The following is a 15,238-nucleotide window of genomic DNA, read 5'->3' as shown; positions in this document are numbered from 1 at the left end:
CTTACGCCTGGTTGAGGAAGATGTCGACCACGAACACGGTGGCCTGCCCCGCTTCGAGCGTCCAGATGGTGTTGGTGTCGAAAATGATGGCGTCGTACCGGACCAGGCCGATGCGTTCGGAATCGCTGCACACGGACAGGCTGTCGCCTTCGGCCAGGAACAGGATCGAGACGTCGCCGCGCGGCGCGAACTGGGACACGCCGTCCAGCACGCGCCGGCCCAGCTTGTGGTGGCAACGCTCGCGCCGGGTCATGACGTTGAAGTCGGTGCTCGGGCCACCGTTGAGCGTGGCGAGCACGTGCGATTCGCCCGCGAACTCGACCAGTGGCGCGTCGTAGTCGAGCGCGAAACGGCCCTCCTCGTCAATGTCGAGGAACACGCCCGGCCCGTCGACCAGCGCCAGCGACCGGTCCACGCCCCCAAACAGCGAAAACGGCCCGTCCGCGCCGATCGTCGCCAGGCTGATGCGCCAGTCGAACTTGTCGAGACTGGCGCCCGGCGGCGCGATCGCCAGTTCGGTGGTACTGCCGCCGCCGTTTTTCCAGGGGGCGGGCTCAAGGCCGGCAAAGGGGATCAGGAGTGTCATGCTCGCAGTGTACGCAATTGTGCGATGGTGTGCATGTATCGCTGTGCGATCGCCGCCTGCGCCACGTGGCTTTGATCGCGCACCACCCACTGCCCGCCGACCATCACGTCGCGCACCAGGTTGTCGTTGCCGCAGAAAACCAAGGCGCTCAGCAAGTCGGCCGGCGCCACGTCGAACAGGTTCGGATGGTCGCTGTCGAGCACCAGCAGGTCGGCCCGCTTGCCCGGGGCCAGCGCGCCCACGGGGCGGCCAGCAGCCAGCGCGCCACCGGCAAGGGCGCCCTGCCACAAAAAGTCGCCCACCCGCCGCTCGCCCGGGGAGGCGGCCACGTTGCGCTGCTGGTGCAGCAGGCGCTGGCCGTACTCAAGCCAGCGCAGCTCTTCCACGGGCGACTGCGACACGTGGCTGTCGCTGCCGATACCAAAGCGCCCGCCTGCGGCCAGGAACGGCGCCAGCGGGAACAGACCGTCGCCCAGATTTGCCTCCGTGGTCGGGCACAGACCGGCAACCGCGCCGCTCGCGGCCAGCGCCGCGGTCTCGCCCGCATCGAGGTGGGTCGCGTGCACCAGGCACCAGCGTTGCGTCAGCTCGAACTGCTCCATCAGGTAGCGCACCGGGCGCATGCCGGTGGCGACGATCGACTGCGCCACTTCGCCCTGCTGTTCGGCGATATGGATGTGCACCGGACGCGCCGGCGGCAGGCTGGCCAGCACCTCGGCAATCTGGGCGCCGGCGGCGGCGCGCAGCGAATGCGGCGCCACGCCCACTTCCACCTGCGGCCCGCGCAGCGGCTCGAGCGCGGCGATAATGTCCACCACGTCGCGTGGCCCGGTTTTGAAGCGCTGTTGTTCAATGCTGAGCGGCTGGTCGCCGAAACCGGCGTAACTGTACAACACCGGCAGCATCGTCACCCCGATGCCGGCCAGCGCCGCGGCGGCCACGATGCGCTCAGCCGTTTCGGCCGGGCGCGCATACATGGCGCCCTGCTGGTCGCGCTGCACGTAATGAAATTCGCACACCGACGTATAACCATGGCGCAGGCACTCCGAGAACAGCTGCGCGGCGATCGCCTCGATATGCTCGGGAGTGATGTTGCGGGCAAAGCGATACATCAGGTCGCGCCAGGTCCAGAAGCTGTCCGGCCCCTCGCCCGCCTTCTCGGTCAGGCCGCCCAGCGCGCGCTGAAAGGCATGCGAATGCAGGTTGACCATGCCGGGCAAGACCAGGCCGGCCTGCGCTTCGCCGGGCAGGAAGGTGGCGCCCGCAGTGACCGCGGTCAAGTTGCCGGCGCCATCCCATTGCATGCGCACGTCGTCCCGCCAGCCGTCCGGCAGCAAGGCGTGTCGCGCGAACAGCGACTGCGTCAGACCCGGATTCATTCGCCAGGCCAATCGACTGCCGCCGTGACGAGCTGGCGCAGCAAGGGCTGGACGCGCGCCGCCACGTCCGGACGGTAGGCGAACGGTGCGCTTTCATCCATGTACAGGCACTGGCACATTTCAAGCTGGATCGCGTGCACCTTGCGTGCCGGCTGGCCGTAGTGGCGCGTGATGTAGCCGCCCTTGAAGCGACCATTCACGGCCACCGAAAACGCCTGTTGCGCACGCGCGACGCCGACCACTGCCGCTTCCATCTGCGGCGCGCAGGTCGTCCCGTTGGCGGTGCCGAAATTCAGGTCGGGCAGGCGACCGTCGAAAAAGCGCGGCACCCGGGACGCGATCGAGTGCGCATCCCACAGGGCCACGCGGGGGTGGATGGCCAGCAGGCGATCGAGTTCGGCGCGCAGCTGGCGGTGATACGGCTCCCAGTAACGGACCAGCCGGGCGCGCACTTCCTGCTCGTTCGGGGCGTCGCCGCCGCAGTACAGCGGTTCGCTGGCAAAGGTGTCGACCGGGCACAGGCCCGTCGTCGACAGGCCCGGATACAGATTGCTGTCGTCATGCGGGCGATTCAGGTCGATCACGTAGCGCGACCAGCGCGCCGAGATCACGGATGCGCCCATCTCGCCCAGAAAGCCATACAACTGCTTGAGATGCCAGTCGGTATCGGCGCGCGCGCTGGCGCACGGCGCCAGGCGCAGTGCGATGTCGTCCGGGATGTCGGTGCCCACGTGGGGCATGGACACCAGCAGGGGAATGCGGCCTTCCGTGAACTCGAAATCCATCAGTGCTCCGTCGCGTTAATCGTCAAACTACACCGTAAAATTACATATACAGGCCTGCGAACAGCGCCTTGCACGAAGCGCTCAATTCGCCGCCAACCACCATCTGCCTGGCCGCCTCGATATCGGGCGCAAAGAAACGGTCGGCGTCATAGAACGGCACGCGGGCGCGCAGCTGCGAATGCACGTGTTCGAGCTGCGGCGAGGACTTGAGCGGCCGGTGAAAGTCGATCCCCTGGGCTGCGGCCAGCAGTTCGATGCCGACGATGACAGCCGTATTTTGCGCCATATCGTCCAGCCGGCGCGCCGCGAAGGTCGCCATGCTGACGTGGTCTTCCTGGTTGGCCGACGTGGGCAGGCTGTCGACGCTGGCCGGATGGGCCAGCGACTTGTTTTCGGACGCCAGCGCGGCGGCCGTGACGTGGGCGATCATGAAGCCCGAATTGATGCCCGGCTCGCGCACCAGGAACGGCGGCAGGCCTGACAAGGTAGCGTCGATCAGCAGTGCAATGCGGCGCTCGGCCAGGCCGCCGATTTCCGCGATCGCCAGCGCCAGCGTATCGGCCGCAAAGGCGACCGGCTCGGCGTGGAAGTTACCGCCCGAGATAATTTCGCCGCCCTCGGGCGAGCCGGCGTCGGGAAAAATGAGCGGGTTGTCGGTGACGGCATTCGCCTCGATCAGCAGCGTGCGCGAGACATTGACGATCAGGTCGATGATCGCGCCCATCACCTGCGGCTGGCAGCGCAGGCTGTAAGGATCTTGCACGCGCTCGTCGCCCACCAGGTGCGAGGCGCGGATCGCGCTGGCGGCCACCAGCTCGCGATAGATGGCGGCCGCGGCGATCTGGCCCGGCTGGCCGCGCACTGCGTGCACGCGCGCGTCAAACGGCGCGTCGCTGCCCTTGGCCGCGTCTAGCGATAGCGCGCCAGCCACCATCGCAGCTTCCAGCAGGCGCTCGGTCATGAACAAGCCATGCAGCGCCAGCGCGCTGGAGACCTGGGTGCCGTTGATCAGCGCCAGGCCCTCCTTGGCCGCCAGCACCACCGGCTTGATGCCGGCCGCCTGCAGCGCGTCGATCGCTTCGACCAGCTTGCCGTCGTGGCGCACCTGGCCCACGCCCAGCATCGCCAGCGTCATGTGCGCCAGCGGCGCCAGGTCGCCCGAAGCGCCGACCGAGCCCTTGGCGGGAATGGCCGGCACGATGCCCGCATTGTAGATGGCGATAAGGGTGTCGACGATCAGGGGGCGCACGCCCGAATAGCCGCGCGCCAGGCTGCCGATTTTCATCAGCATGATCAGGCGCACCACCGCGTCCGACAGCAGTTCGCCGGTGCCGACCGAATGCGACAAGATCAGGTTGCGCTGCAGTTCCTCGAGCTTTTCGTCGGGGATGCGCGTCTTGGCCAGGATGCCGAAACCGGTGTTGATGCCGTAGGCGGCGTCGCCCTTGGCCACGATGGCCTCGACCGCCGCCGCTGACGCCAGGATGGCCGGATAGGCGTTTGGCGTGAGCGTCAGCCTGGCCGGCGCGGCCCAGACGGCGCGCAGGTCGTCCATCGCCAGCGCGCCCGGCGTCAATGTCCAGCCTTGTTGGGTGTTTTTCATTGAGGGACCATAGGAAGATTGAGGTGGTTGCGCTTGGCGCAGGCAATTGCGGTTTCATAGCCGGCGTCGGCATGGCGCATGACGCCCGAGCCGCTGTCGTTGACCAGCACGCGCGCCAGGCGCCGGGCGGCGGCGTCGGTGCCGTCGGCCACGATCACCACGCCCGAATGCTGCGAGTACCCCATGCCCACGCCGCCGCCGTGGTGCAGCGAGACCCAGGTGGCGCCGCCGGCGGTGTTGAGCATGGCGTTGAGCAGCGGCCAGTCGGAAACGGCATCGGTCCCGTCGCGCATGCTCTCGGTTTCGCGATTCGGGCTGGCCACCGAGCCGGTATCGAGGTGGTCGCGCCCGATCACGATGGGCGCCTTCAGTTCACCCGTGCGCACCATCTCGTTAAAGGCCAGGCCCGCGATGTGGCGCTCGCCCAGCCCCAGCCAGCAGATGCGCGCCGGCAGGCCCTGGAAAGCGATGCGCGCGCGCGCCATGTCGAGCCAGTGGTGGACCTGCTTCTGGTCGGGGAACAGCTGCTTGATCTTGGCGTCGGTCTTGTAGATATCTTCCGGGTCGCCCGACAGCGCCACCCAGCGAAACGGGCCGCGCCCTTCGCAGAACTGGGGACGGATGTAGGCCGGCACAAAGCCCGGGAAGGCAAAGGCATTTTCGACACCCTGGTCCTTGGCCACCTGGCGGATGTTGTTGCCATAGTCGACCGCCTTCACGCCCATTGCATGCAAGTCGAGGATTGCCTGCACATGCACCGCGCATGACTGGGCGGCGGCGGCAGTCAGGCGCGCGTGCTGGGACGGATCCTGTTGCGCGGCCTTCCACTGGTCCACGCTCCAGCCGAGCGGCAGGTAGCCGTTGATCAGGTCATGCGCGGAGGTCTGGTCGGTCACCATGTCGGGCACCAGGCCGCCGGCTTTGGCGCGCCGCACCAGCTCGGGCAGCACCTCGGCCGCATTGCCGAGCAGGGCGATCGAGACCGCTTCGCGCAGGCCCGTGTGGTGCTTGATGAGCGCGATGGCGTCGTCGATGTCCGTGGCCTGCTTGTCCACGTACTTGGTGCGCAGGCGAAAATCGATGCTGGACTGCTGGCACTCGATGGTGAGCGACACCGCGCCGGCAAAAGAGGCGGCCAGTGGCTGCGCGCCGCCCATCCCGCCCAGGCCCGCGGTGAGAATCCAGCGCCCGCCCCAGTCGCCGCCGAAATGCTGGCGGCCCGCTTCGGCGAAGGTTTCGTAGGTGCCCTGCACAATGCCCTGGGTGCCGATGTAAATCCAGCTGCCGGCCGTCATCTGGCCATACATGAACAAGCCCTTGCGATCGAGTTCATTGAAGTGCTCCCAGTTGGCCCACTTGGGCACCAGGTTCGAGTTTGCGATCAGCACGCGCGGCGCGTCCGGGTGGGTCTGGAACACGCCCACCGGTTTGCCGGACTGGATCAGCAAGGTCTGGTCGTCCTCCAGTTCGCGCAGGGACGCGAGGATCTGGTCGTAGCAAGCCCAATTCCGCGCGGCGCGCCCGATGCCGCCGTAGACCACCAGGTGCTTGGGGTTTTCCGCCACTTCCGCATCCAGGTTATTCTGGATCATGCGGTAGGCCGCCTCGGTCAGCCAGCTTTTGCAGGCCAGGTCGGTGCCACGCGGGGCGCGAATCTCGCGCGTGGCGTCAAAGCGGGGGTCAATGCCCATCTGGTTGATCTCAAGCGTCATGGCAGCTCCTGTGCGTGGTGCTCTCTGGCGCGGCGACACCGCACGCGCCTCGTGCAATGAACAAAGTTTAGGTTGTATAGACAACCCAGTCAACCGATTTAATTTAGTCGATCGGTTTGGCGCTGCCTGCGTACACCATGCGTCCCGCGACCCAGGTCTGGCGCACGGCCAGTTTGTACAGGTCGGCCGGCGGGATCGCAAACAGGTCGCGGTCGATGACGATAAAGTCGGCCCACTTGCCTTTTTCGAGCGAGCCGACCACGTTTTCCTGGTGCGCCGCGTAGGCCGCGTCGAGCGTGAAGCAGCGCAGCGCCTCGGTCAGCGTCATCGCCTGGTCCGGGTGCCAGCCGGCGGCGGGCTGGCCGGCGGCGTCCTGGCGCGTGACGGCCGCGTGGATGCCGAAGAACGGATTGGGCGACTCGACCGGAAAGTCGGAACCACAGGCGATGCGCGAGCCCTGCTTGAGGAAGGTGCGCCAGGCGTAGGCGCCCTTGATGCGCTGCGCGCCCACGCGTTGTTCGGCCATGTTCATGTCGGACGTGGCGTGGGTCGGCTGCATCGACGGGATGATCCCGATCGACTTGAAGCGCGCGATATCGGCCAGGTCCACCACCTGGGCATGCTCCATGCGGTGGCGCTGGGCGACGCTGGCGGTCTTTTTCACCAGCTGCTGGTAGGCGTCGAGCACCTGGCGGTTGCCGGCGTCGCCAATGGCGTGCACATTGACCTGGTAGCCGCGCTGCATCGCCTTGTCCATGGCTGCGGCGATGTCGGCGTTGGACCGGAACAGCAAGCCGTGCGACTTGGGTTCATCCGAATACGGCGCGATCAGGGCGGCGCCGCGGCTGCCCAGCGCGCCGTCCGCGTACAGCTTGACGGCGCGCAGCGCGTACAGGTCGCCCGCGTAGGACTTGAGCGGGCCGGCCTTGGAGAGCTGGTCGAAGTCTTCGCCCGTGTCGCCGATCATGCCGTACACGCGCGTGGTGAGCTTGCCGGCGTCGGCGTACTGGCGATACAGCGCATCGGCGGCCACGTTCAAGCCCGCATCGTGCACGCTGGTCAGGCCCATCGCCGCGATTTGCTGCAGCGAGCGATCGAGGATCGCGCGGGCCTGGGCATTGGTATGGCGCGGCAGGATTTTGGTGACCAGGTCCTGGGCCGCATCGACGAACAGGCCGGTGGCCTCGCCCTGCGCGTCGCGCACGATCTTGCCGCCGGCCGGGTCGGGCGTGTCGCGCGTGATGCCTGCCAGTTGCATGGCGCGCGTATTGGCCCAGGCTGCGTGGCCATCGACGCGCGAGAGCCACACGGGGCGGTCGGCAACGGCGCCATCGAGTTCGGCGGCGGTGGGAAAGCGGCCCAGTTTCCAGATCTCCTGGTTCCAGCCGCGCCCGACCAGCCAGGCGTGCTGCGGATTGACCGCCGCGTAGGTGGACGTGGCCGCGAGCGCGGCGGCCAGCGAAGCGCTGCCGGTCAAATCGAGCTGGGTCAGCTGCTCGCCCAGGCCAAAGACATGGCCGTGCGCGTCGATCAGTCCCGGCAGCACCGTCTGCCCATGCAGATCGATATGCTTGGCGCCCGGCGCCTTGGCCTTGGCCAGCGCGGACGAACCGACGGCCAGGATGCGTCCGTTCTGATCGAAGGCCATGGACGAGAAGCGCAAGAGCTTGCCCTTGCTGTCGAGCGTGTAGCCGTTGGCGTTATCGATGACGGTATTGGCGTGGGCCAGGGCCCCGACTGCCAGCAGAACCAGAACAGAAGAATGAATCAAGCGCATCAGCCACCCCCAAAAATGAACGAATTCAGAGTGTAGCGCGCAACCCCGGGGTCAGACCTCAATTTTGAAATAGTTTTTTAACTGGGGTCAGGCCTCCGATTTCTGGAAACTTCGCGCTCGATTGAGCGATGCTTGGTGGGCAGCTACAGGCCGCGCTAAGTTTGAAGGCAATTCCACGATTCCAGGAGGTACCATGAGCCGCTATCGCCGCCCCGTTTTTGCCAATGTCCCGCTCCACATCGTGCAGCGCGGGAACAATCGGAATCCCTGTTTTTTTTGCAAGGGCGATTACCAGGTTTTTCTTGGCATGATGGAAGACGCCCTTGCAGAGTTCGACTGTACCCTTCACGCATACGTGCTGATGCCAAATCACGTGCATCTGCTAGCGTCCCCCGTGGACACTACCGCGCCCGCTTCCCTCATGCAACGAGTAGGACAGCGGTACACGCAATACGTCAATCGCAGGTATCGCCGGTATGGCACCTTATGGCAGGGACGCTACCACTCCAGCCTGGTGGATAACGAAGGCTACTTCCTGACGTGCCAACGCTACATTGAGCTTAACCCCGTCAGAGCCGGCATTGTCGCCCATCCGGTGGACTACGATTGGTCGAGCTATCGCGTGCATGCGCACGGCGAACAGAGTGACATCGTGGTGCCCCACGATCTTTACCATGCGATCGACGCCGAAAAGCGCGCGAGAGAATCTTCCTACCGCGCGTTATTTGCGCAGGCGTTGCCAGAACCGCTGCTGGACCAGGTACGGCAAGCGACACAAAGCAACGGGATATATGGATCAGCGCAGTTTTCGGAACAGATCAGCGTCGCTTTGGGCCGGGATTTTTCCCGACAGACTGCGGGTCGCAGGCCCTTCTGATTCCGCAAAAAACATTGCACAAATGTCGAGGTCTGACCCCAATTAAAAAACATTTCACGCGGCACAGTACCTTTGCCGCAGAGACAACAAAGCGCCAGATTTCTAGCCATAGGAGAAACAGTTGCACAAATTCGGAGGTCTGACCCCAATTAAAAAACATTTGCTTAATCGTGGTCTGACCCCGGTGGAGGGGTGCTTTCTCGCGCCAGCAGGGCGCGCTTGCGCTCGACGCCCCAGCGGTAGCCCGACAGCGCGCCGTCGTTGCGCACGACCCGGTGACAAGGGATCGCGACCGCCACCGGATTGGCCGCGCACGCGCCCGCCACCGCGCGCGCTCCCGACGGCAGGCCAATGCGCGCCGCCAGCTCGGCATAGCTGACCGTGGACCCGCTCGGCACTTGCCGCAACGCTTCCCATACGCGCTGCTGGAACACCGTGCCACGTACGTCCAGCGGCAAGTCAAAGCCGATTCCCGGCGCTTCGACAAAACCGACCACCGTCGCCACCGCCGCTTCAAAGCCGGCGTCCGCGCCCACCAGCTCGGCCGCCGGGAAGCGGTCCTGCAGCTCGCGCGCCAGCTGGCCGGCGTCGTCGCCCATCAGGATGGCGCAAATGCCGACCTCGGTCGCGGCCACCAAGATGGCGCCCAGCGTGCACTGCCCGATCGCAAAGCGGATCGTCGCGCCACTGCCCCCGGCACGGTAACGGGAAGGCAGCATGCCCAGCCTGTCGGGGGCGCCGGCATAAAAGCGCCCGCTCGAGCCAAAGCCAGCCGCGTAAATGGCGTCGGTGACGCTGGTCGCGCCGGCCAGCGCCTGCGCCAGGCGCGCGGCGCGCCCGGCCGCGGCGTACGCCTTGGGCGTGATGCCGGTGTGCGCCTTGAAGACCCGGTGGAAGTGAAAGCGGCTCATGCCGCACGCTTGCGCCAGCGTGTCCAGGTCCAGCGCTGCCTCGCTGGCGTCGATCAGCCGGCACGCGCGCTCGACGGCGTCGCCATGACGCTCGGCCAGCGGCGGCAAGTCTGGCTTGCAGCGCAGGCAGGGCCGAAAGCCGGCTGCCTCGGCGTCGGCCCGGCTGGCATGGAAGGTGACGTTGCGCTCAAGCGCCGGGCGCGCCGCGCACGAGGGCTTGCAGTACACGCCGGTGCTTTTGACGGCATACCAGAACAGGCCGTCGGCGCCGCCATCGCGCGCCTTCACGGCCGCCCAGCGCGCCGCGTCGCTGGCATAGGGTGCCGCCATGGTCTCAAGTTTCATGCTGCGCTCCGCTTTGTATTTACCTGGCGCTATCGTAGCGCGTACGGCCATCCGCAACACTCCCATTCTTGCTTTTGAATCGGGCCGCACGCGCGGTGCTAGAATCCATCCTCGGCCCGCCCTTCGGAGAGTAGTTTGGAACACCAGATTGCGCAAGACAGCACGCCCATTTTCCAGCGCATCAAGGACTATCTGATGAGCGAAATCGCCGCCGGCCGCTGGAAGGAGGGCGACGTGGTCCCGTCCGAACAGGCGCTGGTGCGCCAGTTCGGCGTCTCGCGCATGACGGTCAATCGCGCGGTGCGCGAACTGACGGCCGAACACGTGCTCACGCGCCGCCAGGGTTCGGGCACCTACGTGGCCCCGCAAAAGTACCAGGCCACGCTGGTCGAGATCCGCAGCATCGCCGACGAAATCCGCGCCCGCGGTCACCGCCACCACAGCAGCTTGCACCTGCTCGAACAGGCGCGCGCCACCGACCTGCTGGCGCTGCAGTTCGAGCTGGCGCCCGGCGTGCCGCTGTTCCATTCGGTGATCGTGCACTTCGAGAACGAGGCTCCGATCCAGGTCGAGGACCGCTGGGTCAATCCGGCCTGCGCACCCGATTACCTGACCCAGGACTTCGCCGCCGTCACGCCCAACGAACACCTGATGCAGGCCGCGCCGCTGCAAAGCGCCACCTACAGCATCGAAGCGCTGCACAGCCCGCGCGAAGTGGCCGAGATGCTGGCCATCGAGCCGCGCCAGTGCTGCCTGGTCCTCAAGCGCCGCACCCGCGCGCTGGGCCAGATCGCGTCGGTGGTGACGATGTGGCATCCAGGCCAGCTGTACCAGTTCACCGGCAGCGTCGGGCAATAATATTTCATGAAACGCCTTCGTGTGTAATATTATTTCACACGAAGACCTGAAAGATTATTCACGGCTATCTTTACAGCGCATTTAGAATGGGTCCATGCTCCCTTCCCGCCCCTGCTTGATCACTCTGCTGGATCACTCTGCTTGATCACTCTGCTTGATCACTTTTTAGCCGCCGCCGACACCATGCCCCTGCTCCGCCGCAGCCGCCACGCCCCTGCCCGCCTGCGCCTGAGCGCGCTGGTGGCGCTGGCGCTCATGGCCGGCGACGTTGTGGCGCTTGAAAAGGTCACGCTGCAGCTCAACGGCAAGCACCAGTTCCAGTATGCCGGGGTGTATGCGGCCCAGGAAAAAGGGTTTTACCGCGAGGCGGCGCTGGAAGTGCAGCTGCGCGAACTGGCCGCTCTTGACCCCGCCCAGCCGGTGCTGGCCGGGGAAGCGACCTACGGCATCGGCGACAGTACCTTGCTGCTTGCGCGCAGCCGCGGCGAGCCGGTGGTGGTGCTGGCCTCGATCTTCCAGCATTCTCCGGCGGTACTGATGGTGCGCACCGGCCCGGATGGCCAGGTTGCACTGCCCGACATCCGGCGCGTGATGCTGGCGCCGCGCAGCATCGAGCTGCTCGCGTACCTGAAAAAAAGCGGGGTACAGCTCGAGCGTCTGCAGCAGCTGACGCACAGCGCCAACCCGGACGACCTGGCCGCCGGCCGGGTCGACGCCATGTCGGCCTTCATCACCGATCCACCGGTGCTGACCGTCGCTGGCACCGCCGGCACCACCGGCACCACCGGCGCCGCCAGCTTCGACCTGCTCTCGCCGCGCACGGCCGGGATTGACTTTTACGGCGACGTGCTGTTTACCACCGAAGCCGAACTGCGCGAGCATCCGGCGCGCGCCGCGGCGATCCGCGCAGCCACCCTGCGCGGCTGGAGCTACGCGCTGACCCACCAGGCCGAGATCGTGGACCTGATCCGGGCGCGCTACCCGCAGCGCCTGGGACGCGAACACTTGCTGTACCAGGCCGGCCAGATGGCGGCGCTGATGGAGACCGACGTCATCGAAGCGGGCTACTCGAACCCGGAGCGCTGGCGCGCCATCGCCAGCATCTACGCCGCGCTCGGCCTGCTGCCGGCCGACTTTGCGCTGGACGGTTTTTTGTACAAGGCGCAGACACTGGACGTGCACATGCTGTACATCACGCTGTCGGCGGCGCTGTTCCTGCTGGTGGCGGCGGGCGCCGTGGCGTGGCGCTTCGCGCAGCTGACGGCATCGCTGCGCGCCGAGCGGCGCGCCTTGCGCGCGACCCAGGAGCAGCTCACCAGCGCCGAAAACCTGTGGGGCTTTGCGCTCGAAGGCTCGGGCGAAGGCATGTGGCAACTGACCCAGCCGGGCGGCGAATTGAGCCTGTCGCCGCGCTACAAGGAGCTGCTCGGCTACGGGCCGGACGAATTCGAGCTGCGCTTTAACGAGTGGCTGATGCACCTGCATCCGGACGACCTGGGCACGTTCCGCTCGGAGGCGAAAATTTTTACGCGCCGGGTGCCGGACGGCGACCGTACCAGCCTGTCGGTGGAGTTTCGGATCCGCTCCAAGGATGGCCAGTGGAAGTGGATGCTGGGGCGCGGCATCGTGGTGGCGCGCGACGCCGACGGCCTGCCGCTGCGCATGACCGGCACCATGGCCGACATCAGCGGTCGCAAGGAGGCCGACGAGGCGCGCGTGCGCGCCGTGCTCGAAGCCTCGCCCGAGGCGATGCTGGTGCTCACAGCCGAAGGGCGCATCCGCTACGCCAACGCGCTGTGCGCCAGCGGCTTTGGCTACACGCTCGACGAACTGACCGGGATGCAGGCCACGCGCTTGGCGCCCGGCATGCAAAATGCGGGCGCACCGAACCAGGTGCTGACGGCCTGGCGGCGCGACGGCAGCAGCTTTCCGGCCGAAGTGAACCTGACACCGATGCAGGCGCAGGGCCAGCCGGTGTGGATCGTGTCGCTGCGCGACATCAGCGAGCGCGAACGGGCCGAGGTGGCCTTGAAAGCGCTGGCGGCGCGCCTGCACGAGATCATCCAGATGATGCCGATCGGGCTATTCATCAAGGACCCGGAAGGACGCGTCACCCTGGTCAACAGCGCCTGCGAGAGCCAGTTCGCGCTCGCCGTCGAACAGCTCGCCGGCGACGCTTCGCACGACCGCCAGGCCTTCGAGGGCGGCGCCATGGTGGACTACGTCGAGTCTGCGTTCAACGCCGCCAGCGGGCGCATGCAGTTCATCCGCACCATCAAAAAGCCCGTCTTCAATGAGCAGGGCGAGCCCGAATACCTGATCGGCATGATGGTCGACATCAGCGACTCGATCCAGTCCGAGCGCCAGCTGCGCGAACTGAACGAACACCTCGAGGAACGCGTCGGCCAGCGCACCGTGCAGCTGGACCTGGCCAAGCAGGTGGCCGAGGAAGCCAGCCAGGCCAAGGGCCAGTTCCTGGCCAACATGAGCCATGAAATCCGCACCCCGATGAACGGCGTGATCGGCATGGCTTACCTGGCGCTCAAGACCGACCTCGATGCGCGCCAGCGCGACTACATCGAAAAGATCCGCTTCGCCGGCGAACACCTGCTGGGCATCATCGACGACATTCTCGATTTTTCCAAGATCGAGGCGGGCATGCTCGATATCGAGAACGTCGCCTTTACGCTCGCGCATGTGCTGGAAACCTTGACCACGGTGGTGGCGCCCAAGGCTGCCAGCAAGGACCTGGCGCTGCAGTTCGAGATCGATCCGGCGCTGCCGGCGGTGATGCAGGGCGACCCGCTGCGCCTGGGCCAGGTCTTGATCAACTACACCAACAATGCGATCAAGTTCAGCCACAGCGGCGCCATCATGGTGCGCATCATGATGATCGAGGAGCAGCTTGCCGACTGCCTGCTGCGCTTCGAGGTGCGCGACAACGGGATTGGCCTTTCGCCCGAAGAAGCGGGCAAGCTGTTCCAGTCGTTCCAGCAGGCTGACACCTCGACCACGCGCGAATACGGCGGCACCGGCCTGGGCCTGGCGATCTGCAAGCAGCTGGCGCACCTGATGGACGGCGACGTGGGCGTGGAGAGCGAACCTGGCGCGGGCAGCAATTTCTGGTTTACGGCGCGCGTGGGCAAGCTCTCCGCCGGCGCACTGGCCGAGCGCCACGGCCGTGGCGCGGGCGCAGCCGTCGGAGCGGTCCATCCCTCGCTGGAAGGCGCGCGCATCCTGCTGGTTGAAGACAATACGTTCAACCAGCAAATTGCGCTCGAGATGCTGGAAGAAGCCGGCTGCACCGTGTGCCTGGCGCAGAACGGCCTCGAAGCGCTCGACCTGCTGGCTAAGGCCAGCTTCGACTGCGTGCTGATGGACGTGCAGATGCCGGTCATGGACGGCTTGCACGCCACGCGCTTGATCCGGCTCGACGCGCGCCTGCAGGGCTTGCGCGTGCTGGCCATGACGGCCACGGCCACCAGCGAAGACCGCGAGCGCTGCATGGCCGCCGGCATGGATGACTTTATCAGTAAGCCGATCCAGCCGGCGCTGCTGTGCCAAACGGTGGCGCGCTGGCTGCCCGCGCGCCACTGTCTGGCGCAGCAGGCTACAGCGGCGAGCGGGCCGGCGCAGACGGCCCCCGGCAGCGGCTTTCGCACGATTCTGGCGGGCGACCCGGACGTGATCGACCTGACGATCCTGGCCAAGCTGCTCAGCTACGACCAGGACAAAGTGCGCAAGTTCGCCTTCAAATTCTTGCACAGCACCCAGAGCGGCCTGGATGACATGGAAGCGTCGCTCAGGGATGGCAACGTCATGCGGGTGCGCGAACTGGGACACCGCATCAAGTCGGCCGCGCGCACGGTCGGGGCGCTGGGCATGGCCGAGATGTGCCAGCGCCTGGAAGATTTGCCGTTTGGCACGGCGCAGCTGGAACAGGCCGAGGCGGCCGCGATGGTGGCCGGGTTGTGGCCGCTGCTGGAAAAAATTACCGAGCACATCATGCAGAACACGACCTTCGCCAGCGACACCTAACCTGAATGTTTCATAAACTGCCACTGCGTGTCCGGCTGGCCGAAGCAGTGCCTCATCGGCAGCAATTTCAATGTTGCGAGCAATAGCTTCCCTACCCATTTAAACGGGACATTAATGAAGCTGCATAGGGTTGATGGTTGGCGGCGGGGTGGTCAGTTCTCGGCAGACCGGACGTGACTTACTCAGGACGAGTTAAATGACCTGGCCGGTGTCGGCAGATACAGTCGCTCGGTCAACGTGTGCAGCAGATGTTTGACTGGACAGGCGCTCGGCAGGTGAAGGACGATCTTGTTTTTGTACTGCCTGACCTGCACCGCGATCTTGAACAATTTTGAGATGACTGTCGATGGCTGCGCCTGCGACAGCG

At 66.0% G+C, this 15,238-nt stretch carries 10 protein-coding genes; 3 read left to right on the top strand and 7 right to left on the bottom strand.

Annotation, left to right across the window (positions count from 1 at the left end):
* Nucleotide 1: 1 nt before the first annotated feature.
* From ACP7BV_RS12365 to ACP7BV_RS12340, 6 genes are all read right to left on the bottom strand, one after another.
* On the bottom strand, nt 2-586 hold the full coding sequence (locus ACP7BV_RS12365) for a HutD/Ves family protein (protein WP_426104126.1): 585 nt from the start codon (nt 584-586) through the stop codon (nt 2-4).
* On the bottom strand, nt 583-1,965 hold the full coding sequence (locus tag ACP7BV_RS12360; RefSeq protein ID WP_426104125.1) for a formimidoylglutamate deiminase: 1,383 nt from the start codon (nt 1,963-1,965) through the stop codon (nt 583-585). The genes ACP7BV_RS12365 and ACP7BV_RS12360 overlap by 4 nt, the downstream gene beginning before the upstream one ends.
* Nucleotides 1,962-2,750 (bottom strand): N-formylglutamate deformylase, encoded by a 789-nt coding sequence (gene hutG, locus ACP7BV_RS12355; protein ID WP_426104124.1) that lies wholly within the window; start codon nt 2,748-2,750, stop codon nt 1,962-1,964. The genes ACP7BV_RS12360 and hutG overlap by 4 nt, the downstream gene beginning before the upstream one ends.
* A gap of 40 nt (nt 2,751-2,790) precedes the next feature.
* On the bottom strand, nt 2,791-4,353 hold the full coding sequence (gene hutH / locus ACP7BV_RS12350) for a histidine ammonia-lyase (RefSeq protein WP_426104123.1): 1,563 nt from the start codon (nt 4,351-4,353) through the stop codon (nt 2,791-2,793).
* Nucleotides 4,350-6,065: a urocanate hydratase gene (gene hutU, locus ACP7BV_RS12345; protein WP_426104122.1), complete on the bottom strand. Its 1,716-nt coding sequence runs from the start codon at nt 6,063-6,065 to the stop codon at nt 4,350-4,352. Before hutU ends, hutH begins: the two co-directional genes overlap by 4 nt.
* A 103-nt stretch (nt 6,066-6,168) precedes the next feature.
* Nucleotides 6,169-7,842 (bottom strand): amidohydrolase, encoded by a 1,674-nt coding sequence (locus ACP7BV_RS12340; protein WP_426104121.1) that lies wholly within the window; start codon nt 7,840-7,842, stop codon nt 6,169-6,171.
* A gap of 193 nt (nt 7,843-8,035) precedes the next feature.
* Between ACP7BV_RS12340 and ACP7BV_RS12335 the strand changes: the two genes are divergently transcribed.
* The gene (locus tag ACP7BV_RS12335) at nt 8,036-8,719 is read left to right on the top strand and encodes a transposase (RefSeq protein ID WP_426104120.1); all 684 of its coding nucleotides are present in this window, start codon (nt 8,036-8,038) and stop codon (nt 8,717-8,719) included.
* 164 nt (nt 8,720-8,883) lie between these two features.
* Here ACP7BV_RS12335 and ada read toward each other — a convergent pair whose 3' ends face one another.
* Entirely contained in the window at nt 8,884-9,975 is a 1,092-nt protein-coding gene (ada, locus tag ACP7BV_RS12330; protein ID WP_426104119.1) for a bifunctional DNA-binding transcriptional regulator/O6-methylguanine-DNA methyltransferase Ada, read from the bottom strand.
* Between the two features lie 135 nt (nt 9,976-10,110).
* On the opposite strand from ada, the gene hutC reads away from it, so the two are divergent.
* Nucleotides 10,111-10,833, top strand: a complete 723-nt coding sequence (gene hutC / locus ACP7BV_RS12325; protein ID WP_426104118.1) for a histidine utilization repressor — start codon at nt 10,111-10,113, stop codon at nt 10,831-10,833.
* Nucleotides 10,834-10,974: 141 nt separating this feature from the next.
* Entirely contained in the window at nt 10,975-14,871 is a 3,897-nt protein-coding gene (locus ACP7BV_RS12320; protein WP_426104117.1) for a PAS domain S-box protein, read from the top strand.
* Nucleotides 14,872-15,238 lie beyond the last annotated feature (367 nt).

This window comes from Massilia sp. TSP1-1-2 (assembly GCF_049896185.1).
Taxonomy (GTDB): Bacteria; Pseudomonadota; Gammaproteobacteria; order Burkholderiales; family Burkholderiaceae_D; genus Telluria_A.
This window is presented reverse-complemented; position numbering and strand designations above follow the sequence as displayed.

Coding starts and splice junctions, on each gene's coding strand:
- hutH (WP_426104123.1), bottom strand. CDS start 4,353: ATGAAAAACACCCAACAAGGCTGGACATTGACGCCGGGCGCGCTGGCG.
- ACP7BV_RS12365 (WP_426104126.1), bottom strand. CDS start 586: ATGACACTCCTGATCCCCTTTGCCGGCCTTGAGCCCGCCCCCTGGAAA.
- ada (WP_426104119.1), bottom strand. CDS start 9,975: ATGAAACTTGAGACCATGGCGGCACCCTATGCCAGCGACGCGGCGCGC.
- hutU (WP_426104122.1), bottom strand. CDS start 6,065: ATGACGCTTGAGATCAACCAGATGGGCATTGACCCCCGCTTTGACGCC.
- ACP7BV_RS12360 (WP_426104125.1), bottom strand. CDS start 1,965: ATGAATCCGGGTCTGACGCAGTCGCTGTTCGCGCGACACGCCTTGCTG.
- ACP7BV_RS12335 (WP_426104120.1), top strand. CDS start 8,036: ATGAGCCGCTATCGCCGCCCCGTTTTTGCCAATGTCCCGCTCCACATC.
- hutG (WP_426104124.1), bottom strand. CDS start 2,750: ATGGATTTCGAGTTCACGGAAGGCCGCATTCCCCTGCTGGTGTCCATG.
- ACP7BV_RS12340 (WP_426104121.1), bottom strand. CDS start 7,842: ATGCGCTTGATTCATTCTTCTGTTCTGGTTCTGCTGGCAGTCGGGGCC.